The 20,798-nt window shown below is 72.1% G+C and carries 23 protein-coding genes; 13 read left to right on the top strand and 10 right to left on the bottom strand.

The features are described 5' to 3' along the window. Positions 1-64 precede the first annotated feature (64 nt). On the bottom strand, positions 65-1,060 hold the full coding sequence (locus ACFT2C_RS21535) for an aldo/keto reductase (RefSeq protein WP_377209128.1): 996 nt from the start codon (positions 1,058-1,060) through the stop codon (positions 65-67). 160 nt (positions 1,061-1,220) lie between these two features. On the opposite strand from ACFT2C_RS21535, the gene ACFT2C_RS21540 reads away from it, so the two are divergent. Together ACFT2C_RS21540 and ACFT2C_RS21545 are read left to right on the top strand one after the other, a co-directional pair. Next, complete coding sequence (locus tag ACFT2C_RS21540; protein WP_377209129.1) at positions 1,221-2,159, top strand: aldose 1-epimerase family protein; 939 nt, start codon at positions 1,221-1,223, stop codon at positions 2,157-2,159. A gap of 168 nt (positions 2,160-2,327) precedes the next feature. Next, a complete protein-coding gene (locus tag ACFT2C_RS21545; protein ID WP_377209130.1) occupies positions 2,328-2,936 on the top strand; it encodes a GDSL-type esterase/lipase family protein in 609 nt (202 codons plus the stop codon). 87 nt (positions 2,937-3,023) lie between these two features. On the opposite strand, the gene ACFT2C_RS21550 is transcribed toward ACFT2C_RS21545, so the two are convergent. The 3 genes from ACFT2C_RS21550 to ACFT2C_RS21560 form a co-directional block, all read right to left on the bottom strand. Next, positions 3,024-3,821: a hypothetical protein gene (locus ACFT2C_RS21550; protein ID WP_377209131.1), complete on the bottom strand. Its 798-nt coding sequence runs from the start codon at positions 3,819-3,821 to the stop codon at positions 3,024-3,026. Positions 3,822-3,895: 74 nt separating this feature from the next. Further along, complete coding sequence (locus tag ACFT2C_RS21555; RefSeq protein WP_377209132.1) at positions 3,896-4,594, bottom strand: PadR family transcriptional regulator; 699 nt, start codon at positions 4,592-4,594, stop codon at positions 3,896-3,898. Then, entirely contained in the window at positions 4,594-5,451 is an 858-nt protein-coding gene (locus tag ACFT2C_RS21560) for a DUF4097 family beta strand repeat-containing protein (protein ID WP_377209133.1), read from the bottom strand. Before ACFT2C_RS21560 ends, ACFT2C_RS21555 begins: the two co-directional genes overlap by 1 nt. 183 nt (positions 5,452-5,634) lie before the next feature. Between ACFT2C_RS21560 and ACFT2C_RS21565 the strand changes: the two genes are divergently transcribed. Continuing rightward, on the top strand, positions 5,635-5,709 hold the full coding sequence (locus tag ACFT2C_RS21565) for a 50S ribosomal protein bL37 (protein ID WP_156968370.1): 75 nt from the start codon (positions 5,635-5,637) through the stop codon (positions 5,707-5,709). A 90-nt stretch (positions 5,710-5,799) separates the two neighbouring features. Here ACFT2C_RS21565 and rsrA read toward each other — a convergent pair whose 3' ends face one another. Together rsrA and ACFT2C_RS21575 are read right to left on the bottom strand one after the other, a co-directional pair. After that, positions 5,800-6,075: a mycothiol system anti-sigma-R factor gene (rsrA, locus tag ACFT2C_RS21570; RefSeq protein ID WP_377209134.1), complete on the bottom strand. Its 276-nt coding sequence runs from the start codon at positions 6,073-6,075 to the stop codon at positions 5,800-5,802. Beyond that, a complete protein-coding gene (locus ACFT2C_RS21575) occupies positions 6,072-6,854 on the bottom strand; it encodes a sigma-70 family RNA polymerase sigma factor (protein WP_377209170.1) in 783 nt (260 codons plus the stop codon). Before ACFT2C_RS21575 ends, rsrA begins: the two co-directional genes overlap by 4 nt. Before the next feature lie 446 nt (positions 6,855-7,300). Here ACFT2C_RS21575 and ACFT2C_RS21580 point away from each other — a divergent pair, with 446 nt between their 5' ends. From ACFT2C_RS21580 to ACFT2C_RS21595, 4 genes are all read left to right on the top strand, one after another. Further along, positions 7,301-7,771: a DoxX family membrane protein gene (locus ACFT2C_RS21580; RefSeq protein WP_377209135.1), complete on the top strand. Its 471-nt coding sequence runs from the start codon at positions 7,301-7,303 to the stop codon at positions 7,769-7,771. A gap of 73 nt (positions 7,772-7,844) precedes the next feature. Beyond that, a complete protein-coding gene (gene aroA, locus ACFT2C_RS21585; protein ID WP_377209136.1) occupies positions 7,845-9,164 on the top strand; it encodes a 3-phosphoshikimate 1-carboxyvinyltransferase in 1,320 nt (439 codons plus the stop codon). Between the two features lie 41 nt (positions 9,165-9,205). Continuing rightward, positions 9,206-10,354: a ribosome small subunit-dependent GTPase A gene (locus ACFT2C_RS21590; protein WP_377209137.1), complete on the top strand. Its 1,149-nt coding sequence runs from the start codon at positions 9,206-9,208 to the stop codon at positions 10,352-10,354. A gap of 460 nt (positions 10,355-10,814) precedes the next feature. After that, entirely contained in the window at positions 10,815-11,399 is a 585-nt protein-coding gene (locus ACFT2C_RS21595; protein WP_377209138.1) for an endonuclease V, read from the top strand. 94 nt (positions 11,400-11,493) lie between these two features. Here ACFT2C_RS21595 and ACFT2C_RS21600 read toward each other — a convergent pair whose 3' ends face one another. The 3 genes from ACFT2C_RS21600 to ACFT2C_RS21610 form a co-directional block, all read right to left on the bottom strand. Further along, complete coding sequence (locus ACFT2C_RS21600) at positions 11,494-11,922, bottom strand: VOC family protein (RefSeq protein ID WP_377209139.1); 429 nt, start codon at positions 11,920-11,922, stop codon at positions 11,494-11,496. Between the two features lie 62 nt (positions 11,923-11,984). Further along, on the bottom strand, positions 11,985-12,614 hold the full coding sequence (locus tag ACFT2C_RS21605; protein ID WP_377209140.1) for a DUF6928 family protein: 630 nt from the start codon (positions 12,612-12,614) through the stop codon (positions 11,985-11,987). 150 nt (positions 12,615-12,764) lie between these two features. After that, a complete protein-coding gene (locus ACFT2C_RS21610) occupies positions 12,765-13,970 on the bottom strand; it encodes an ROK family protein (RefSeq protein ID WP_377209141.1) in 1,206 nt (401 codons plus the stop codon). A gap of 172 nt (positions 13,971-14,142) precedes the next feature. Here ACFT2C_RS21610 and ACFT2C_RS21615 point away from each other — a divergent pair, with 172 nt between their 5' ends. From ACFT2C_RS21615 to ACFT2C_RS21640, 6 genes are read left to right on the top strand one after another with little or no spacing between them, the layout of a single operon-like run. Further along, the gene (locus tag ACFT2C_RS21615; RefSeq protein WP_377209142.1) at positions 14,143-15,093 is read left to right on the top strand and encodes a carbohydrate ABC transporter permease; all 951 of its coding nucleotides are present in this window, start codon (positions 14,143-14,145) and stop codon (positions 15,091-15,093) included. 8 nt (positions 15,094-15,101) lie between these two features. After that, positions 15,102-15,932 (top strand): carbohydrate ABC transporter permease, encoded by an 831-nt coding sequence (locus tag ACFT2C_RS21620; protein ID WP_377209143.1) that lies wholly within the window; start codon positions 15,102-15,104, stop codon positions 15,930-15,932. A gap of 26 nt (positions 15,933-15,958) precedes the next feature. Next, positions 15,959-17,293, top strand: coding sequence for an ABC transporter substrate-binding protein (locus tag ACFT2C_RS21625; RefSeq protein ID WP_377209144.1), 1,335 nt, complete (start codon positions 15,959-15,961; stop codon positions 17,291-17,293). Positions 17,294-17,341: 48 nt separating this feature from the next. Beyond that, on the top strand, positions 17,342-18,379 hold the full coding sequence (locus tag ACFT2C_RS21630) for a Gfo/Idh/MocA family protein (RefSeq protein ID WP_377209145.1): 1,038 nt from the start codon (positions 17,342-17,344) through the stop codon (positions 18,377-18,379). Beyond that, the gene (locus ACFT2C_RS21635) at positions 18,376-19,395 is read left to right on the top strand and encodes a Gfo/Idh/MocA family protein (protein ID WP_377209146.1); all 1,020 of its coding nucleotides are present in this window, start codon (positions 18,376-18,378) and stop codon (positions 19,393-19,395) included. The genes ACFT2C_RS21630 and ACFT2C_RS21635 overlap by 4 nt, the downstream gene beginning before the upstream one ends. Positions 19,396-19,407: 12 nt before the next feature. Further along, positions 19,408-19,959, top strand: coding sequence for a DUF6912 family protein (locus tag ACFT2C_RS21640; protein WP_377209147.1), 552 nt, complete (start codon positions 19,408-19,410; stop codon positions 19,957-19,959). Between the two features lie 36 nt (positions 19,960-19,995). Here ACFT2C_RS21640 and hisN read toward each other — a convergent pair whose 3' ends face one another. Then, a complete protein-coding gene (gene hisN / locus ACFT2C_RS21645; RefSeq protein ID WP_377209171.1) occupies positions 19,996-20,781 on the bottom strand; it encodes a histidinol-phosphatase in 786 nt (261 codons plus the stop codon). Positions 20,782-20,798: the final 17 nt, after the last annotated feature.

The raw sequence follows: 20,798 nt of genomic DNA on the forward strand, positions 1-20,798 counted from the left end.
CTCGACCACCGGTGGTCCGAGCCTGTCGAGACCGGACAGGCGCTCTACTTCGCGGCCCTACACGTCACCACTTGTCGTGGACGTGGTCCTTGATCATCTCTTCGTAGATGTCGCGCACGCCCGACATGAAGAGCGGGCCCAGCGTCGCGGCGTCGCCCGCGGCCGCGTTGGCGCGAGCCTGCTCGACGTTGCGCGCCCCCGGGATCACCGAGGAGACGCCCGGCCGCTGCCACGCCCAGGCGATCGCCGCCTGGGCCGGGGTCAGCGTGTCGCCGACCCGGTCCCTGGCCAGCTCCGTGAACCGGGCGGCGGCCTCGAGACCCACGTCGTAGGGCACGCCGGAGAACGTCTCACCGACGTCGAACGACGCGCCGTCCCGGTTGAACGTGCGGTGGTCGTTCTCGGCGAACACCGTGTCCTTCGTGTACTTGCCGGACAGCAGGCCGGACGCGAGCGGGACGCGCGCGATGATGCCGACGCCCGCCGCCGAGGCCGCGGGCAGCACCTCCTCGAGCGGCTTGAGCCGGAACGCGTTGAGGATGATCTGCACGGCCGCGACGTTGGGCCGCGCGATGGCCTCCAGGGCCTCCGAGGTCTTCTCGACGCTCATGCCGTACGCGGCGATGGCGCCGTCGGACACGAGCTGGTCGAGCGCGTCGTACACCGCGTCCGACGAGTAGACGGGCGTGGGCGGGCAGTGCAGCTGCACCAGGTCCAGCCGGTCGACGCCGAGGTTCTGCCGCGACCGGTCGATCCACTCGCGGAAGTGCTGCAGCACGTAGTTCTCCGGCACCTGGTCCATGCGCCGCCCCATCTTCGTGGCGACGGTGATCCCGGCGTCGGGGTGGTCCTTCAGGAAGGAGCCGATCGCCTGCTCGCTGCGGCCGTCCCCATAGACGTCCGCGGTGTCGAAGAAGGAGACCCCGGCCTCGAGCGAGGCCTCGAGGACGGCGCGGGCGTCGCCCTCGCTGACCTCTCCCCAGTCAGCACCGAGCTGCCAGGTGCCCAGGCCCACAGCCGATACGAGCCGACCGGTCCGTCCGAGTACCTGCTGTTCCATCGTTCCTCCTACTGCTGGGGCGGGCAGACATGCCCGCGCGGACCCGTCCTCGGGTCCCGTGTGTAGCGGGGTTGTTGGACATGTGTCCAAGTCAACCCCCAGTCTGCTGTCTCACGCTACGTGCCGCAGGCGGAAATTGCCCTACGGTTACGGTGTGAGTGTGACGACAGATATTCCTCCCGTTGCCGCGGCCGGGCCCCATCCTTCCGGGGACCAGTTCCGGATCAGCCATGAAGGCCACCGCGCGACGGTCACCCAGGTGGGTGCGGCGCTGAGACAGTACTCGGTGGACGGACGAGACGTGGTGGTCCCCTTCGACGTCGACGAGATCAGCCCCGTGTTCAACTGCGCGGTGCTCCTCCCCTGGCCCAACCGGCTGCGCGACGGCTCGTACGAGTACGACGGCGTGACCTACCAGCTCCCCATCACCGAGACCGCGCGCAACACGGCGCTGCACGGGCTCGCGGCGTGGGAACGCTGGTCGGTCGTCGAGCACTCGGGCTCCGCCGTGACGCTCGAGCTGGAGCTCGTGGCCCGGCCGGGCTACCCGTTCCAGCTCGTCGCGCAGATCCGCTACGCCCTGTCCGACGCCGGACTCGAGGTCACCCTCGACGTCACCAACGTGGGCGCGAGCACCGCGCCGTACGGGTGCGGGTTCCACCCGTGGCTGTCCACGGGCGGCGCGGACCTGGACGAGTGCACGGTGCGGCTCGACGCCAAGACCCGCATCACCACCGACGAGCGGCTGCTCCCGACCGGCACCGAGCCGGCGTTGGGCACGTACGACCTGCGCGAGCCGCGCAGCGCGGCCGGCCTCGACCTCGACGACGCGTATGTGGACGTCATCCGCGACGACGACGACCTGTCCTGGGCCCACCTGTCCGCCCCGGACGGCCGCACGTCGGCGGTCTGGATGGACGAGTCGCAGGACGTCTGGCAGGTCTGCTCGGGCGACCACATCGACCCCGCCCGACGTCGGATGGGCCTCGCCGCCGAACCGATGACCTGCGTCGCCGACGCCTTCCGGACCGGCGAGCGGCTCCTGCACCTCGCCCCGGGCGAGCGGCACGGCGTCCGCTGGGGGATGACGCTGCTCTGAGAGGGCCCGACATCTGCGCTGACAACGTAATTTTCATGACACTGCATTGACATGGGCGCCCTCGGCGTCGGCGCGTTGTCGGGATCGGCCACGGTCCGTGCACCACAATGGGGAATCGGCCGTCCGCCAGGCTGCCGGGAAGAGGCCGTAACAGGCAAGGAGAGTCCGTTGCAGGATCGCGAGGTGCGCATCTGCGTCGTCGGTGACGAGCTGGCCACGGGTGTCGGAGACGCTCGTGCGCTCGGCTGGACCGGTCGCGTCGTCGCGCGCACCCACTTCCACCGGCCCGCGATGCTCTTCACCCTTGCTGTCCCCGGCGAGACCAGCACCCAGCTCGGCGCCCGCTGGGAGGCGGAGACGGCGACGCGGTTCGGCCCGGACTCGGAGGTCGAGAACCGTCTGGTCGTAGCTCTGGGGCGACACGACGTCGCCTCCGGGCTCACCGTCGCGCGCTCGCGCCTGAACCTGGCGAACATCCTCGACGTCGCGGACGCGAACCGGACGGCGGCGTTCGTCGTCGGGCCGCCTCCCGGGTCGCCCGCGGAGGGCAGCCGGATCGCCGAGCTCTCCGACGCGTTCGCCGACGTCGCCAGCCGGCGCCGGGTGCCGTACGTCGACACGTACACGCCGCTGGCGCAGCACGAGCAGTGGCTGGCCGACCTCGCGCAGGGCGGCGGCACCTACCCCGGCCAGGCGGGCTACGGCCTGATGGCGTGGCTCGTGCTCCACACGGGCTGGCACGCCTGGCTGGGCCTCCCCCAGGACGAGGTCGCCTGAGCGATGTCGGCGAAGTAGGGCGCCTGTCCGAGTCCCCCTGGTGTCGCCAGGGAGACTCGGACAGGCGCTCTACTTCGCCGACCTGCTTCAGCCTCGGGTGATCGTGGCCGTTCCCGAGACCGTGTTGGTCGAGACGTAGGCCGCCGCCCCCGGCTCCGCGTGGTCGACGACGACGGTGCGCTGCGCGCTGGACGTCGCCTGGGCCCCGTCGATCATCACCTTGCCCGTCACGCTGCGCGCGCGGAGGTTGACCAGCGACCCGGCGTCGAGCCGCACCGCCGCCGAGCCGGAGACCGTCTTGGCGTTGACCAGCGGCGTCGTGCCGACCGCGGTGACGTCGACGGCCCCGGACACGGTCTGGACGGAGACCCTGCCCAGCGCGCCCACTACCGAGACGGCGCCGGACACCGTCGAGACCGACACGTCACCGGCGTGCTCGGCGATGGTGACGGCACCCGTGCCGGACTTCGTGGTGACAGATCCGGTGGTGCCGGTGACCGTGATGGCGCCGCCGGCGGTCCTGATGTTGACCCCCGCCTGCGACCCGGTCGCCACCACCTCGGCGCCCACCGTCGCGACGTCGACCACGGACGTGGCCGGCACGGTGATCCGCACGACGGCGCTGTCCTGGTCCTTGAGGCCGCGGAAGCGGTCCACGAAGCCCTCCAGACCCGGGAAGTCGTAGGCCACCCGGAGGTTGCCGTGCTCGGCGAGGACCTGCAGGGGTCGCGACGACACCTCCAGCACCTCGACCGCGGCGCCGGACGTGCGGTTCGGGTCGGCCACGATCTCCGCGCGGCCGTTCGTCAGTCGGACCGTCAGGGTCGTGGCGCCGCCGACCTCGATGGTCTGCGGTGCTGCCACGCTCCAGGACTCGGTGGTCATCGCTGTGCTCCGTTCATTGGGGAAGTTCCGGGGTTGGGATGCGGGTGCTCGGATGCGCTCACGAGGAGCTGGCATCACTGGGGTGTGGTGCGGTCTGTGGGCTGCGGCGGGGAGGCCCCGCCGTTCGGCAGCGTGCCGCGGACGGCGGCACGCGCCGAGTCGAGGACGGCACGCAGTGTCTCGACGGTCAGCGCGGACACCGTACCGGTGACGTCGGCCTCGCGCAGATCGGCCAGGACGTCGTTGCGGAAGCGCTGGAGGATCGCCTCGGCGTCGTGCCGCAGCGAGTTGGACTGCGTGCGGCGCGCGTCGGGTGCGATGTCCGGCCCCGGACGTGGCCGGGAGCGGGCCTCCTGGGCGGCGGCCGCGAGCTCGGCCCGCAGGCCGCGCATCGTGTCGCGGATGTCCGCCCGGACGCCGTCCGCGAGGCTGCGCACCGTCTCGGCGACGCTGCGCTCCAGGCGCCGGACGTCGTCGAGGCGGGCGTCGATCTCCGCCCGGCCGGCCGGGGTGAGCTCGTACGAGGCCTTGCGGCCGGCCCCCGGGGAGCCCGGCGCGCCGGAGGACTCCGGGACGCCGGGTTCGGAACGCCGGACGAGCCCCTCCTCCTCGAGCCTGGCCAGGCGCGGGTAGATCGTGCCGGCGCTGGGGCGGTACGTGCCCCCGAAGCGCCGGGTGAGCTCAGTGATGAGCTCGTACCCGTGCCGGGGCCCGTCCAGGAGCAGCACCAGCAGGTACAGGCGCAGCTCACCGTGGGCGAAGACAGGTGGCATTACAGCTCCACGGGCTCGTGGCTCTCAGGTGCGGCGTCCGCCGGTGCGTCCTGCGGCCCGCCGATGACGGTGACGTCGCCGGAGACGCCGGTCACCCGCAGGTGCATGGCGCCCGGCCGCGTGGATCGTTCGCCGCCCCCGGTCACCTTCGCTCCGCCGCCCCCGGTGAACTGCAGGCCGCCCAGCGTCACGCGCCCGCTGACGCTCTGCACCGACACCTCGACGGCCCGCTCGTCCGGAACCCGCAGGAGCATGTTCCCGGACACCGTGTTGACCCGGACCGACCGCGGCTGGTTCACCAGGTCGAGCGTCACGTCCCCAGATACCGACGACGACGTGACGGTGTCCGCGGTGCCGCTCACCACGACGTCGGCGGAGACGGTGTTGCTCGTGATGTCGCCCACGTGGTCGCGCACCGTCACCTCGCCGGAGACGGTGTTCAGCTTGAGCTCGCCGGCCGTCCGGGAGACCAGGAGGGACCCGGAGACCGTCGACGCCGACGCGCCCGCCGTCGTGCCCGCGAGGAGGCCCTCGCCGCGGACCGTGCCGAGCCGGACCCGGGTCCCGGCAGGCACGGCGACGTGGATGTCGGCGCGCGCCTTGCCGCCGAAGTCGACGAACCGCTTCATGAACGAGGCCCAGCCCGACAGGCCGGTCTCGTGGCCGATCACCAGGTGGCCGCCGTCGAGCCGCACCTCGATGGGCCTGCCCTCGACGGAGTGCACCTCCACCCGCGCGACGGGCTCGTCGTGGGCCACGATGTCGAGCCTGCCGTCGACGACGTGGGCGTCGACGGTCGTCACGCCGTCGAGCTCGATGGTCTGCGGACCGGTGACGGTCCAGGTGTCCGTACTCATGGGTTCCTCCGGTGCTCGGGACCTGCTCGGGCGGGGCTCTGGCCGTGCGGGGAACGCGATATATCGCGTTCCGCCAGTCACGATATATCGCGTCTCCGGCCATGGCAACCCCTCGATGCCCGGCAACCCCCTGATCTGTGGGACCATTGACCCATTCAGTCCGTCACCTGTCAGGAGACACCCATGAGCAAGCGCGGTCGCAAGCGCCGTAGCCGCAAGGGCTCGGCCGCCAACCACGGCAAGCGCCCCAACGCCTGAGCAACCTGAGCTCAGCAGGGCATACGAAAGGGCCGGAACCTTTGAGGTCCCGGCCCTTCGTCATGCCCGCTCGCGGTCAGCCGAGCGCCGTCACTCGACGACTGACATCACCGTCAGCTGCTCGTGGATACGCACCCGCAGCGTGTCCGGCGCGCGCTCGCTGCACGACCGCCGCACGAGCTGCTTCACGAGGTCCTCGACGCTCAGCTCGGCCAGGCACGGCGAGCAGTGGGCGACGTGCGCGCGCATGCGCTGCTCGTCCTCCGGCGTCATCTCGGAGTCCAGGTACTCGTACAGGTGCTTCAGTGCGTGTGTGCACTCGGACTCCCCCGCGGTGTCGTGCGGGATGGGTTCGACGTTGTTCACTGCGCACCTCCGGGCGCCTGGCTGACGAGTCCTCGCTGAGCGGCGTAGTCGGCGAGGAGCTCACGCAGCTGCCGGCGTCCGCGGTGGAGCCGGGACATCACGGTCCCGATCGGAGTTCCCATGATCTCCGCGATCTCCTTGTAGGGAAAACCCTCGACGTCGGCGTAGTACACGACCATCCGACGGTCCTCCGGGAGCTCGGCGAGCGCCCGCTTCACATCACTGTCCGGGAGCCGGTCCAGCGCCTCGGCCTCCGCCGAACGCAGGCCGCGCGACGTGTGCGACGCCGCCCGCGCGATCTGCCAGTCCTCGACGTCCTCGGCCTGCGACTGCTGCGGCTCGCGCTGCTTCTTGCGGTAGCTGTTGATGAACGTGTTGGTGAGGATGCGGTACAGCCAGGCCTTGAGGTTCGTGCCCGGCCGGTACTGGTGGAACGCCGCGAACGCCTTGGCGAACGTCTCCTGGACCAGGTCCTCGGCGTCCGCGGGATTGCGCGTCATGCGCAGCGCCGCTGAGTAGAGCTGGTCGAGGTACTGGAGCGCGTCGCGCTCGAAGCGCACGGCACGGGCCGCGGCGTCCTCCTCGACCGGGGAACGCTCGGTCCCCTCGTCGCTCTCGCCGATAGTCGCGCTGGTCGGCTCCGTTGTGCTCTCGGTCGCGGTCGGTTCCGTGGTCCCGACAACGCCCTCGCGCGCGTTCGTGCCGGGGCGCGCCCCAGCGTCGGCACCAGCGACGTCGCCGCCGGTGCCCTGGTTCTGCTCGCGGGAAGTGTCAGTCATCGCAGTCGAGCCTAGCCGCGTCGGCCAGCCGGTGTTCGCCAGGGTCGCTGTGAGATCGCCCGCCCTGCGCTTCGCCGTGGACCCTGCCGAGTCAGCGCCCGCGTCGAGCAGGTGCGCCGGGACCGCTCCGAACATCACGGGTACGCCCTGCGCGCCCGTGGCCATACCCGTCACCGCGTCTGTCACCGCACCCGTGGCCGCGCTCGTCACCATGCCGGTCGCCGTACTTGTCACCGTGTCGATCACCCTGTTCTTCACCGGTTCCTTCTCGAGGCATCGCTCCACCAACGGTTCAACCTCCGTCCCCGGTGTCGAATTCCCGGCGTGTCGCGGACGGGGTGCGCGCCGCCGTCCGCACGCCGCCCCGGGCCGTCCCACGCCGCCCCTGGGCGATCCCCCGGCGCGATCCTGCTGCGTCGAGCGCCCGCATCTGCCATGGTGGAGCCATGCTGCTTCGACACATCGCGCGACCGCTGCTGGCCTCCTCGTTCATCTACGACGGCGTGCAGGCTGCCCGGAAGCCGAGCGAGCACGTGGCCACGGCCAAGACCGGGTCCGCCCTCGCCACGCAGGCCCTGGGCGCGGAGCCGCTCAGCGAGAAGCAGGTCACCACGCTGGTGCGCGCGCACGGCATAGCCACCGCCACCGCGGGCGTGCTGCTCGCGCTCGGCAAGGCGCCGCGCGCGTCCGCCGTCGCGCTCGCGCTGCTCACGCTGCCGCTGGCCGTGGTGAACCAGCCGTTCACCGCGCCGAAGGAGGAGCGTCCCGCGCGCACCGACCGGTTCCTGCGCAACGTCGCCTCCGTGGGCGCGGCCCTCATCGCGGGCGTCGACCTCGAGGGCCGGCCCGGGCTGTCGTGGCGCGTCCAGCAGGCGCGCGCGGCCCGCGCGGAGGCGAAGGCATCCGCCGAGGGCTGACTGTGGCAGAGGCAGGACCCCTGCGCCTGACACGAAGCCGCTGCTCGGGCCCGGTCCGCGATAATCTCGGCACATGACTTCCTCCACCACCGCGCCTGCACCGACGTGGGAAGCGCCGCTGGCCGGCGCTCCGCTGGACGCGACGGTCGACGTGCCCGGCAGCAAGTCCCTCACCAACCGGCTGCTGGTGCTCGCCGCGCTGGCGGACGGCCCCGGCACCCTGCGCGGGGCCCTGCGCAGCCGGGACGCCGACCTGATGATCGGCGCGCTGCGCGCGCTGGGCGCGACGATCGAGGAGGGCGACCACCCGAGCACCCTGCACGTGACGCCCGGGCCGGTCACCGGCGGCACCGAGGTAGACACGGGCCTGGCCGGGACCGTGATGCGGTTCCTGCCCCCGGTCGCTGCCCTCGCCGACGGCCCGGTCCGGTTCGACGGCGACCCGGAGGCCCGCGTCCGCCCGATGCTGCCGGTCCTGGCGGCGCTGCGCGCCCTGGGCGTCACGGTGTACGACTCTTCGGCCGGCTCCGACGTGCTGCCGACCCACCTCCCGTTCACCGTGGAGGGCAAGGGCAGCGTGCCGGGCGGCGCGGTCGACGTCGACGCTTCGGAGTCCTCGCAGTTCGTGTCCGGGCTGCTGCTCGCCGCGGCCCGGTTCGAGCGCGGCCTGACCCTGCGGCACATCGGCGCCACCCTGCCGAGCCTGCCGCACATCGAGATGACCGTCGCCACCCTGCGCGACGTCGGCGTCGTCGTGGACGACTCCCGCGACGGCATGTGGGACGTCTCCCCCGGGCCGATCGCGGCCCGCGACGTCCGCGTCGAGCCGGACCTGTCCAACGCCGCGCCGTTCCTCGCCTCGGCCCTCGTGGCGGGCGGCACGGTCCGCGTCCCGGGCTGGCCCACGCTGACCACGCAGCCCGGCGCGATGGTCCCCGAGCTGCTGGAGCGCATGGGCGGCACGTTCTCCCTGGCCGACGGCGTGCTGTCGGTGACGGGGACGCGCGAGGTGCACGGGATCGACGTCGACCTGCACGCCGGCGGCGAGCTCGCGCCGACGATCGCCGCGCTCGCCGCCCTGGCGGACTCCCCGTCCCGGCTGCGCGGGATCGCGCACCTGCGCGGCCACGAGACGGACCGCCTGGCGGCCCTGGCCCGCGAGATCACGCGGCTCGGCGGGCAGGCCGAGGAGACCCGCGACGGCCTGGTCATTACCCCGCGGCCGCTGCGCGGCGACGTCGTGCGCACGTACGCCGACCACCGCATGGCGACGTCGGCCGCGCTGCTCGGCCTGCGCGTCCCGGGCGTGCTGGTGGAGAACGTGGGTACGACGGCGAAGACCCTGCCCGACTTCACGGGCATGTGGCTCGGCATGCTCGGCTCGGCCGCCTGATGGCCGCCCGCTGATGGGACACCGCGGATGAGGCCCGCCTGATGGGCCGGCGCGAGATCGACGAGTCGGACTTCCGGTCCCGCCCGTCCAAGCGCAGCTCACGCCCCCGGACCAAGCAGCGTCCCGAGCACTCCGACGCCGTGACCGGGCTGGTCACGGGCGTGGACCGCGGGCGCTACACGCTCCTGGTCAAGGGCGACGACGGCGCCGTCGCGGGATCGGCGGACGAGACCATGGTGACCGCGATGAAGGCCCGCGAGCTGACGCGCACGCGCGTCGTCGTGGGCGACCGGGTGGACGTAGTCGGCGACGTCACCGGCGAAGACGGCTCGCTCGCGCGGATCGTGCGCATCCAGGAGCGGACCTCGACCCTGCGTCGCACCGCCGACGACACCGACCCGTACGAGCGGATAGTCGTCGCCAACGCCGACCAGCTCGTCATCGTCACGGCCCTGGCCCAGCCCGAGCCCCGGACCGGCATGATCGACCGCTGCGTCGTCGCCGCCTACGACGCCGGGATGTCGGTGCTGCTGTGCCTCACCAAGGCCGACCTGGCCTCCCCCGACGCGCTGCGCGAGCTGTACGAGCCGCTCGGGGTCGAGGTGGTGGTGACGCGGCGGGCGCCGTCCGACGGCGCGGCCGGCGGCACGGCCGACGGCGCGAACCTCGCCGGCGAGACCGCTGGCGGCATGGCCCTGGCGCCCGAGTCCGTCGAGGAGGTGCGCGGCCGGCTGCGCGGCCTGGTGTCGGTGCTGGTCGGGCACTCGGGCGTCGGCAAGTCGACGCTGATCAACGCCCTGGTACCGGAGGCCAAGCGGGCAACCGGCGTGGTCAACGACGTGACGGGCCGGGGCCGGCACACCTCCACCTCCGCGGTGGCGCTCCCGCTGCCCGTCGCGGTCTCGGACGGCGAGCCCGCCGACGCCTTCGACGGCTGGGTGATCGACACGCCGGGCGTGCGGTCGTTCGGCCTGGCACACGTCGAGGTGGCGCACCTGCTGAGCGCGTTCGAGGACCTCGACGAGGTCGCGCAGGACTGCCCCCGCGGCTGCACCCACCTCGCGGACGCCCCGGACTGCGCCCTCGACGACTGGATCGAGGCGTCCCCGGAGGACGAGCGGCCGGCCCGCGCGGCCCGCCTCAGCTCGTTCCGCCGGTTGCTCTCCTCGCGAACGGGCTCGGACGCCTGACCGGCGCCGAACCGCAACCTGTTGCCGACGTGCGCGGCGCCGAACCGTCACGCAGGCGCCGAACCGCAAGCTGGTGGTCCACGCGGACGCTGAACCGCAGGTTGATGGTCCAGCAGCCGCCGAACCGCAACTAGCTGGTCGATGAGCCATCCGGTGGACCTTCAACGTTCAGGTCGGCACCACGCGTGACGCACAAGTTGCGGTTCAGCACGACAGGTGACGTACGACTTGCGGTTCGTCGGCTGCTGGACCATCAACATGCGGCTCAGCGTCCGCCGGACCATCTAGCTGCGGTTCGACACCCGCACGTGACGACCAGCTTGCGGTTCGGCGCAGGCCGTGCGCCGGACTGCTCGCGACCACACCGGTTGCGCCAACATCACCGGCCACACCTGCCAGCGACTTCGCCCGTGCCGGGTTTCTGTCCCACGTCCAGTCTCGTCCACGACAGACTGTGCCGGTGATCGACGAACTCAACTCAGCGCTGGCGCGGCGCCATGCGGCGCCCTCGCCGGAAAGCGCCGCCCGCTACGGCGCGGTGGACGTGCAGTACCTGGACGACGGCGGGGCGCGGGCGGCGCTGGTCGTCGCCGACGACGCGGCGTTCGCCACGCTGACCGAGGAACGCACGGTGCTCGTCGAGCACGTCGCGGATTATCGGCCCGGCAGGTTCTACGAGCGGGAGCTGCCCGCGTTGCAGCAGGTCCTGTCCGGCGTCGCACCGGTGGACCTGCTGATCGTCGACGGGTACGTGGACCTCGACCCGGCCGGTCGGCCCGGGCTGGGTGCCCACGTGGCCGACGCCGGGCTCGCGCCCGTCGTGCTCGGCGTGGCCAAGACCCGATTCCGGGCCGCGACGCATGCCGCCGAGGTGCTGCGCGGGCAGTCCGCCCGGCCGCTGTACGTCACGGCGTCGGGCATGGCGCTCGACGCGGCGGCGGACCTGGTGCGCACCATGGCCGGGGACGCACGGCTGCCCGACGCGCTGCGCCGTGTGGACCGGCTCGCCCGCGGGGCCGCGCCCGCCGTCGTCCCGGCGGACTGAGCCGCCCGACGCCGGTTCACGGCGCCAAGGCACTCGGCGCCCGACACGCGGCTCGTAGGCCCCTACTCGTACAGCACGGTTCACGGCACAGGACTCACGGCTGCAGGAACATCCAGCGGTGCCCCTCCACGTCCTCCGCGCGGTAGAGCCGGCCGTACGGGGCCTCCTCGACCTCGGAGAGCAGGCCGGCGCCGGCCGCCCGCGCCCGGGCGAAGTGGGCGTCGACGTCGGACACGTGCACGAGCACGCCGTCGATCACCCAGGGCGTCGACAGCCAGGCGTCCGCCGCGGTGCAATGCTTGCGGTGGGCCGTGGGCCCCTCGTACGACGCGAGCTCGGAGAGCATCACCCGCCCGCCCCCGGCGTCGAGCTCGCCGTGGGAGAGGTGACCGTCGTCGTCCAGCCAGCGTTCCGCCTCGGTGAAGCCGAAGGCCTCGATGAGCCAGTCCATGGCGGTGACGCCGTCCTGGTAGGACAGCATGGGAATGACTGCGGGCTGCTGGGCAACTACGGGTTCGGACATGACAGACCTCCTCGCTCTCGAACAAATGTACGAGTCTTTCGAGGATCTGTCGAGCCCGGCGGCTACCCGACCTGGAAGCCGAACAGCTCCACGGCCCACGGGTCCAGCCGCCCGGCGGACGGGCCGCCGTCGTCGGCCCCCTCGATGTTGAACCCGAAGAACTCGCTCAGGGCGTGCTCCCCCAGCTCCAGCGGGTGGAACGGGAGCGCGTAGTCGCCCCCGGCCGGATGCTCGCCCGCCCAGAACGGCTCCTCGAAGGCGAGCCGTTCGCCCATGTCCTCCAGGATGCCGTCGTCCGGCGAGAGGCTGAGCGAGCGCACGAGCGTCCCGTCCCGCCACACCGCGAAGGCGAACCAGTCCACCACGCTGTGCATGGCGTGCAGGTACAGGGTGCGGCCCATGCTCGCGTCGACCAGGTGCGCGGGCAGCTGCGAGGGCCGGTCGAGCATGAGCGCCTGGTCGCACAGGACGTCCACCTCCGGCGTCGAGAGCGCGCAGGCCCGGCCCTGGGGCGGGAAGACCGCGTCCCCGAGCTCCCACGGCTCCTCGCCGTCGGGACGGATCCGCGCGGGCGGCCACAGCAGGCCGAGCAGCTCGGCCGCGCCCGCCTCGTCGGCGAACTCCGCCGCTCCTTCCAGGCCTGCCGCCACGTCCCCGTCCGCGTACACCAGCATCGCGGTCTTGGCACCCATCTCGCACTCCCGCCCTCGACGTCTACCCCTGTCCTCGGCGTCCCGCCCCTACGCCGCACACGAGGGTACGGCCACTCGGTGACACCGCCACTCCACTCGCACGGAGTGGACGGGGTGGACATCCGGCGTCGGCCGCCTGCCGTCGTCCCGTCAGGCAGTCTTCGCGGACCGGCGCTCCGCGACCAGCTTGTCCACGGCGTCCGCCGTGAGGATGCGCTCCAGGATGAGCCGGACCCCGCCGAGCGCCTCGGCCGAGGGCCCGCCGCGGCCCTCGCGCACGTCCAGCACCGCCGAGACGATCGGCAGGCAGCGCTGGAAGAGGACGCCGCGCACGGCCGCGACGAAGGGCGCCGACGTCGAGAGCACGCCGCCGAACGCTACGGCGTGGGGATTCAGGAAGTTCACCACCTCGGCGAGCACCTCGCCGACCCGTCGTCCGGCCTCGCGGAGCTCGGCGACCACTTGCGGGTCGCCGACCAGCGCGAGCTCCAGCAGCGCCGCCGTCCCGGGCACGTCCCGCCCCGCGGCGCGCAGCCGGGCCGCGACGGCGCTGCCGCTGGCCACCGACTCGAGGCAGTCGTCGGTGCCGCAGGAGCACGGGATCGCGGACTTGCCGCCGGTCGGCGTGTGGCTGATCTCGCCCGCGGCCCCGCTCGCGCCCTGGTGCAGGACGCCGGCGGAGATGATGCCGGAGCCGATCCGGCTGCCGACCTTGACGGCGAGCAGGTGCTCGACCGCCGGGCCGGCCAGCGCCGCCTCAGCGACGGCGAGGAGGTTCGCGTCGTTCTCGACGAGCAGCAGCGCGTCCGTGTGCGCCCCGAGGAGCTCGTAGACGCGGACCTGGTCCCACCCCGGGAGCTGCACCGACGGCGCGATCGTCCCCGCCCGCGAGTCCACCGGCGCGGGCACCCCGAGCGCCAGGCCGCGGAGCGCGTCTGGCTCCAGCCCGGTCGCGGCCAGGCCGTCCGCGATCCGGCGCCAGACCTCCTCGACCACGGCCTCCGGCCCGACGGAGACGTCCACCGGTGCCTCGGCGTCGTGCAGCACGGCGGCGGACAGGTCGGCGAGCACGACCCGCAGGTGGGTCGACCCGAGGGTCGCGGCCGCCACGACGCCCGCGCGGGCCCGGACCTGCAGCTCGCGCGCCCGCCGTCCGCCCGTGGCCGCCTCGCCGGACCGCTCCTCCAGCAGACCGGCCTGGATCAGCGCCTCGATCCGGAGCGAGACCGTCGACGGCGCGAGGCCGGTCGCCCGGGCGATCTCGCCGCGGGTGCGCATGCCCTGGCGCACCAGCGTGAAGATCTCGCCGAGCGACGCCGGAGGCTCGGTGCGTTGGCGCGATCGCGGACTCTGCACGGGCACACGGTAGTGCTCAGCCATCCCGCTCTCCCTCCGACACCCACCTAGTTTTTTCGGTTTTCGAACTGTAACGTGCGAGAAACAGCGCATGGCATTCGGACGCCATAGTGTCAGCGTCAGTGACGACGCTCGCACCGGCCACGGCCACCGAGATGCAAGGGAGCACACCTTGATCGACACGCCCGCGGCGCCGCCTGCCCGGCGCACCGCCGCCCGCCGAGTCGAACCGGTCAACCAGCACCGGCGCGCGGAGGGAAGGGCCGGCTACGTGCTCGTGGCGCCGACGGCGGTCCTGCTCGCGGTCTTCTACCTGTGGCCCCTTGCGCAGACCGTCGTCTTCTCGTTCGCGGACTGGAACCCCGGGACCGGGCTCGTCACCACGTCCGTCGGGTTCGCCAACTTCGCCCACGTGCTGACCGACCCCGAGTTCGGCCGCGCCGTCGCGAACACCCTCGTCTACGTGGTGACCGTCGTCCCGTGCTCGATGGCGCTCGGGCTGGTGTTCGCGGCCCTGCTCGCGACGCCGTTCCGCGGGCGGGCGCTCTACCGGACGATGATCTTCACCCCGTACATCGCCCCCATCGTCGGCAGCGCGCTGATCTTCAGCTTCCTGCTCACGCCGCTCGGCGGGCTCGTCAACCAGTTCCTCGGGCTGTTCGGCGTCCGCCCGATCGCGTTCCTGACGACCGAGCCCTGGGCGCTGGTCTCCGTGGTGATCTTCTCCACCTGGCAGCTCGTGGGCTACACGATGATCATCTACTCCGCCGCGCTCACCAACGTGCCGCCGAGCTACCACGAGGCCGCGACGCTCGACGGCGCCGGCCCGATCCGCCGCTTCTTCTCGATCTCGCTCCCGCTCGTGGCCCCGACCAGCGGCTTCCTCGCCATCACGGGGGTGATCGGCTCGCTCCAGGTCTTCACCCAGGTGTACGTGCTGACGGGCGGCGGCCCGCTGGGCTCCACCGAGACGGTCCTGTACTGGATCTACCAGCAGGGCTTCGTCCTGTTCGACGGCGGCTCCGCGAGCGCCGGCGCCGTGCTGCTGCTCATCTTCGGCATCGTGGCGTCGATCGCGCAGCTCACCGTCATCTCCCGGCGCGACACCGTCGAGCTGAGCTGAGGCGCGACATGGCACGCACCCCGCTCGGTCGCGCCCTTCCGCACCTGCTGCGGCACGTGGTCCTCATCCTGGCGTCCGTGGTGTTCTTCGGCCCGTTCGTGTGGATGGTCCTGGCGAGCCTGAAGTCCTCGCAGGAGGCTCTCGCGTTCCCGCCGACGTTCCTGCCGCAGGAGTGGCGGCTCGACAACTACCTGACCCTCTTCGACGCGGTGCCGTTCGGCCTCTACTACGGCAACAGCATCTTCGTGACGGTCGCCGCGACGATCGGGCAGGTCGTCACGAGTCTCGCGGCCGGGTACGCCTTCTCGCGGCTGCACTTCCGGGGGCGCAACGTGCTCTTCGTCGTGCTCCTGGCGGCCCTGCTGGTGCCGTTCGAGGTGGTGTTCACGCCGCTGATGAGCCTGCTGGCGTCGCTGGGGTGGCTCAACACCTACCAGGGCCTCATCATCCCGAACATCCCGTCGATCCTCGGCGTCTTCCTGTTCCGTCAGTTCTTCGAGGGTTTCCCGGGCGAGATCGAGGACGCGAGCCGGATCGACGGCGCCGGCGTCTGGCGGCGGTTCCGGTCGATCATGGCGCCCATGGCGGCGCCGATGGTCGGCAGCTTCGCGATCCTGGCGTTCGTCTACAACTGGAACAACTTCTTCTTCCAGTTCCTCGCGGTGAACCGGACGGAGTTCTTCACCATCCCGATCGGGCTCTCCCAGCTCCAGTCGACCCACGGCACGAGCTTCAACCTGCTGATGGCCGGGTCGACCCTCGCCATCCTGCCCGTGTTCGTCGTCTTCCTCTTCTTCCAGAAGCAGATCGTCACCGCCATGTCCGGCGGCCTTCGTTAGCCCTTCTCATCACCAGGAGACTCACGATGCAGCTCAGAAAAGGCCCCTCACCGTTCTCGCGTCGCGGCACCGTCGCCGCCCTGGCCGCGCTCACCCTCTCCCTCACCGCCTGCTCGACGGGCGGGCTCTCGGAGGGAGGCGCCGACGGCGGGGGCGAGGGCGGCCCCACCCCGATCCTGGTCTGGTCCGGGGTCAAGGGTGAGGCCGAGATCAAGCTCGCCGAGCTCGTGGAGCAGTACAACGCGTCGCAGGACGACTACGTCGTCGAGACGCAGTTCTCCGGGACCGGCGACCAGCTCCCGGCCAAGCTGCTGAGCGCCGTGCAGAACGACCAGGGCCCGAACATGCAGCTGGGCGACTCGACACCGCAGATGCTCGCCCAGCTCATCGAGACGGGAAAGGTGCTCCCGCTCGACGACCTGATCGACGACCCGGAGACGGAGGTCGGCCGGGACAACTTCACGGAGGGCATGCTCGCGACCGGCACCTTCGACGGGACCGTGTACTCGCTCCCGACGGAGGCCGGGGACTTCGGGCTCGTCTACAACAAGGAGATGTTCGACGAGGCGGGCCTGGAGGTCCCGACCACCTGGGACGAGGTTGCCGACGCGGCCGAGGCGCTGACCACCGACGACCGCTACGGCATCTATCTCCCGATCGGGACCGGGGAGTGGCCTGTCTTCAGCTGGCAGGCGATGCTGTGGAGCGCGGGCGGCGAGCTGCTCAACGAGGACAACACCGAGGTCGCCTTCGACTCGCCCGAGGGCGTGACCGCCCTGAAGACGTGGACCGACATGGTGGAGGACGGCGTCGCCTACCCCTCCAGCCTGCAGACGGACGCCGACGGGCAGGGCATCGCGAGCCTGCAGAGCGGCCAGGTCGGCATGGTCATCACGGGCGCGTACAACCTCGGCATCCTCGACGAGGCGCTCGGCGCGGAGAACGTCGGCGTCGCCACGTTCCCGCAGATCGAGCAGCCCGCGATGAACACGGGCACGAACAACTCCTACATCCTCGAGGGGACCGACGAGGAGGAGGCCGGAGCCTGGGACTTCCTGCAGTACTGGCTCTCGCCCGAGGTCCAGGCCGAGTGGTGCATCGCCTCGGGGTACCTGCCGACCAACATCGAGACGGCGGAGTCGGAGGCGTTCACCGACTTCCTCGAGGAGGACCCGCGCCAGCAGGTGTTCTACGACCAGCTCGAGTACGCCGAGGCGCGCCCTTCGATCCTTGCGTACAGCGGCATCAGCGCCGCACTCTCTACGGAGATCGAGAAGGCGCTGCTCGGCAAGTCGACTCCGGAGGAGGCCCTCAAGACGGCGGCGGAGAAGGCTCAGGCTGCCCTCGACGAGCAGCGGTGATCGCATGGTGACGACCGAGGCACACGAAGAGACAGGACAGGACCACCCATGACGACTGTCGGAATCATCGGCGCCGGCGGGATCGCCGGCGCCCATATCGCGGGCTGGCTACGGCTCGGGGTGGACGTCGTCGTCCACAGCCGGGTGGGCGCACCGGAGCTCGTCGCCCGGCACGGCGGGCAGGTCGCGGCGTCGCTCGACGACCTGCTGGCCCGGTGCGACGTCGTCGACGTCTGCACCCCGACGTTCACGCACCGGGCCCTCGTGGAGGCCGCGGCCGCTGCCGGCTGCGACATCGTGTGCGAGAAGCCGTTCGCGCTCACCGTCGAGGACACCGAGGCGATGATCGCCGCGTGCGCGGCCGCCGGCGTCGGCCTGTACCCGGCGCACGTGGTCCGGTTCTTCCCGGAGCACGCGGTGGTGCACGACGCCGTCGAGAACGGCACCCTGGGGACGCTCGCCGTGCAGCGCTACGACCGCCAGGGCGGCATGCCGGTCGCGCCCTGGTTCCTCGACGAGGAGCTCTCGGGCGGGATCATCATGGACCTGATGATCCACGACATCGACTTCGCGCGCTGGAACGCGGGACCCGTCGCGTCCCTGCGCGCGGTGCGCTCCGTGCCGGACGGGTCCGGCACGGTGGCGGCGCAGGTGGTGCTCACGCACGCCTCGGGCAGCGTGAGCAGCATCGGCGGGGTCTGGTCGGCCCGGCCCGTGGCCTTCCGCACCCGGTTCGAGGTGGCCGGGACCGGCGGGGTGCTGCGGTACGACTCCGCGACCAACCCCACCACCTGGGTCAACGGCGCGGGCGCGGGAGCCGACGGGTACGCGCCGCAGCCGGCGCTCGGCGAGAGCCCGTACCAGACCGAGCTGCGGGAGTTCCTCGCGGCGTTCCAGGGCGGCCCGCAGCCCCGGGTCACCACGGCGGACGGGCTCGAGGCCGTCCGCCTGGCCGACGCCGCACGCCGCTCCCTCGCCCTCGGCGAAGCCGTCACCATCCCTGCCGAGCCGGCAGGCGGCCCGACCCCCGATCTGCCCGACAACCTGCCCGCCAACCAGCCCTACAACCTTGAGGAGGCACGATGAAGGTCGCCCTGATGTCGTTCGCGCACACCCACGCCCTCGGCTACGCGCGCCTGCTCGCGGCGATGCCCGACGTCGAGCTGCTCACCTCCGACCCGGACGCCGCCACCCGCCCGGCGGGCGAGTCCGGTGGCGCCACGCTGGCTGCGGAGCTCGGCGTCGACTACGTGGACACCTACGACGAGCTGCTGGCCTGGGGGCCGGACGCCGTGGTCGTATGCTCCGAGAACACCCGCCATCGCGCGCACGTCGAGGCGGCCGCCGCTGCCGGGGCGGCGGTGCTCTGCGAGAAGCCGCTGGCGACGTCGGTGGCCGACGCCGAGGCGATGGTCGACGCCTGCGCGGCCGCGGGGGTGCCGCTCATGGTGGCGTTCCCGGTCCGCTTCTCCCCCGCCTTCACCGACCTGCGCGAGCAGCACCTGGCGGGCACCATCGGCAAGATCCACGCGATCACGGGCACCAACAACGGTCAGGTGCCCGCGGCGCGGGCCTGGTTCACCGACCCCGCGCTGGCGGGCGGGGGCGCGATGACCGACCACACCGTGCACCTCGCGGACCTGGTCGACGCCCTGCTCGACGGCGTCCCGGCCGTGCGGGTGCACGCGACCGCGAACAACCTGCTGCACCCGGACGCCGCGGTGGAGACGGCGGGCATCGTCACGGTCACCTACGCCGACGGCACCAACCTCACGATCGACTGCAGCTGGTCCCGTCCGGCCTCGCACTCGATCTGGGGCGGCCTGACGCTCTCGGTGGTCTCCGACGCCGGCCTGATCGACGTCGACCCGTTCGCGCCGCGCGTCTCCGGCTGGTCGGAGCTCGCCGCGAACGAGCTGGCGCTCGGCTACGGCCCGAACCTCGACGAGACGCTCCTGGCGACCTTCCTCGACGCCGTCCGCACCGGGGCGACGCCGCAGCCCGACGGGCAAGTCGGGATCCGCACGACCGCCATCGTCGAGGCCGCCTACCGGTCCTGGCGCGAGGGCCGCGCCGTCGAGCTGAGCCCCGCCGGGCGATGACAGACTGAGCACATGCGCATCTACGTGCCCGCCACGCTCGACGAGCTCGACGCCGTCACCCACACCACCGACGCCGCCCGCTGGACCGTCGCACCGCGTCGCGCGCACGCCGTCACGAAGGACCTCGAGGCCGCCCTGCCGGACGAGGACGCCGAGGGCCTGGAGTACGTAGCCGCCCTCAACGCCGCGGACGACTCCCTGGCCCTCATCGCGTCCCGCCCGGACGCCCCGCACCAGCGCGTCATCATCACGCTGGAGGTCCCGGACCCGGCGGTCGCCCCGGCGTCGGGCGGCGGGGACGACGACGAGGTGGTCGCGTCCGAGATCGACGTCACCACCACGGTCGAGAGCGTCGCCATCGTCTGCGTGCACATCGACGAGCCCGCGGCGGCCACCGACATCGCGGACGTGCTCAGGGCCGCCGACGAGGAGAGCGACGCCGAGGCGACCACACAGGTCGGCGAGGAGTCGGAGACAGCCCTCGACGAGGCGCTGCAGCGAGTCACCGACCGCGACCTGCTCTGGTACGACTGGACCGAGATCAAGAACGTCCCGCGCGCCTGACGCGAGCTCGCTTGGTTGTGGGCGTGAGGGCGGTGGTCAGGCGAGGTAGTCGAGCGCTGCCTTGTGCAGCTTGCCGTTCGTCGCCACCGCGTTGCCGCCCCACGGACCCGGCTTGCCGTCGAGCGAGGTGAACGTCCCGCCCGCCTCGGTGACGATCGGCACGAGAGCTGCCATGTCGTACACCTCGAGCTCGGGCTCGGCCGCGATGTCGACGCCGCCGTCCGCCACGAGCATGTACGACCAGAAGTCGCCGTACCCGCGGGTGCGCGCGCAGGCCCGCGTCAGGTCGAGGAACCCGTCGAGCGAGCCCCGCTCCTCCCAGCCGCCGAGGGACGCGTAGCTGAACGACGCGTCTGCGATCCGGGACACCCCGGACACGGACATGCGGCTCGCGGCGGCCAGCGACTTGCCCGTCCACGCGCCCGAGCCCTTCGCCGCCCACCAGCGGCGGCCCAGCGCCGGCGCGCTGACCAGGCCCACGACCACCTCTTCGCCGTCGGCGAGGGCGATCAGCGTGGCCCACACGGGGACGCCGCGCACGAAGTTCTTGGTGCCGTCGATCGGGTCCACGATCCACCGCCGCGCGCCGTTGCCGGCGGAGCCGTACTCCTCACCGACTATCGCGTCGCGCGTGCGGGCGCGGGCGAGCTGGCCGCGGATGAAGTCCTCGGCGGCGCGGTCGGCGTCGGTCACCGGCGTCAGGTCGGGCTTGGTCTCGACCTTGAGGTCGAGCGCCTTGAACCGAGACATGGTGATGGAGTCGACCTGGTCGGCGATCACGTGCGCCAGGCGTAGGTCGTCGGCGTAGTTGTCCTTCGTCATGGCGGCCACGCTGACAA

This window comes from Promicromonospora sp. NPDC057138 (assembly GCF_042670845.1).
GTDB lineage: Bacteria > Actinomycetota > Actinomycetes > Actinomycetales > Cellulomonadaceae > Promicromonospora.